The 1,487-nt window shown below is 54.7% G+C and carries 1 protein-coding gene; it reads left to right on the top strand.

The features are described 5' to 3' along the window. Positions 1–759 precede the first annotated feature (759 nt). On the top strand, positions 760–1,344 hold the full coding sequence (locus tag CQ14_RS25650; protein WP_199805615.1) for a GNAT family N-acetyltransferase: 585 nt from the start codon (positions 760–762) through the stop codon (positions 1,342–1,344). Positions 1,345–1,487: the final 143 nt, after the last annotated feature.

Below are 1,487 nucleotides of genomic sequence, written 5' to 3'. Positions count from 1 at the left end.
GACAAATGCGATTCTAGCTCAATCGCTTAGCCGCTCTTCACGGACGACTACGAAATGTGCGTCAAGGCCAGTCAGGAGCATGATGGACGAAAGTGTATCAGTGTTCAGGGACACCCGTCCATTTAATGACAACTATTTTAGACGAGTTTCCTTTCGGCGCCGTCGACGCACATCTCAACTTCAGGCCTAGATCTATCACACCCACCCCAGCGGCCGACCGCAGACAATATGTGGGCAAGCGAGCATTGGCCGCACCTAGAATGACACAACTTTATCGATTCCTTAGGTTGTGTTTCTTTCTCGACGCAGTCCGAAAGTTCAGAGACGAAGAGGAAATCCGGCAAGTTAATACGTCGACTTCATCCATTGGGTGAATGAACCGAATTACGACGGAGATCATGGGGTCGGCATCGCGAGAGAGCTTGCCGAGGTTGCTTGGCGCGAGAAGATAAGGCGCGCCGTCCGCTTCGAACAACGGCACCTTCCGACTGAGGGCAATAGATATGCGGCTTTCGCTGTTGGCACGTGTTTTGAATGTCGGACCCTACCAGAACAGCTCAATGGGAGACGAGGTGATAGGTTATAAGATCGTGTGAAAGATCGTTGGTCATCTGCGATCTCAGCGTGCGACATTTGCTAACCTGGACGCCCAATGCATCCGACGAAAGCCTGTGTCGTGTATCCTTTGCTTTCGTTCAGAGCCATTTGTCCTGCACACTTGTAACTCTGACGCCTAGATTTGAGACCTGGAAATCACATATGCCAGCGGAGTCGGACATCAAATGTGCGAACTCAAACAATCGCGCAAGCACCGTCTGGACAATTGTGCTCGGCTTTTCCGCCGATCCGTTGATGCGGTGGAGTTGGCCTGACGCAAGGCGATATATTCAGAGCATGCCTCAGTTCATCAACGCCTGTGGCGGACGAGCATTCGAGCATGGCACAGCGTACGTCACGGGAGGGATTCGCGCCGCGGCGCTGTGGCTCCCTCCCGGCGTGCAGGAAGATGAGGCTGCGCTGGACGAAATCATGGCGCAATCCCTGAGCCCGGGGATTACCGAGGATATGGCACACCTGCGGCGGGGAATGGCCGAACATCATCCGCCCGAACCACATTGGTATCTGCCTCTCATTGCCACCGATCCCAACTGGGCCGGACAAGGGCTTGGCACGTTGCTGATGAAATACGCTCTTCAACGATGTGATGAGGAGGGCATTACCGCGTACCTCGAAAGTTCAAATCCCGAGCACATTCCCTTTTATCAACGCCACGGCTTCAAGGTCATTGGTGAGATTCAACATGGCTCTTCGCCGCCGCTCACGCCAATGTTGAGAACGGCTTAGCTAACTCGAAGCGTTGGTCCAGCGCTTTGGGGTCAGCCAGGAAGCCGTGCTGCGGCCGCTGCTGACGCTCGGTCCCACGACCCAGGCCTTCTGTGACAGCAAGCGCGCTGATTTCCAGAAGATCTACGCCCAGCTTGACGCAC

The organism is Bradyrhizobium lablabi, assembly GCF_001440475.1.
GTDB classification, from domain to species: domain Bacteria; phylum Pseudomonadota; class Alphaproteobacteria; order Rhizobiales; family Xanthobacteraceae; genus Bradyrhizobium; species Bradyrhizobium lablabi.
The sequence above is the reverse complement of the archived record's forward strand: the minus strand, read 5'-3'. Positions and strand labels throughout refer to the sequence as shown.

Bases quoted from the DNA above. Each gene is read 5' to 3' on its own strand.
- CQ14_RS25650 (WP_199805615.1), top strand. From the start codon at position 760: ATGCCAGCGGAGTCGGACATCAAATGTGCGAACTCAAACAATCGCGCA.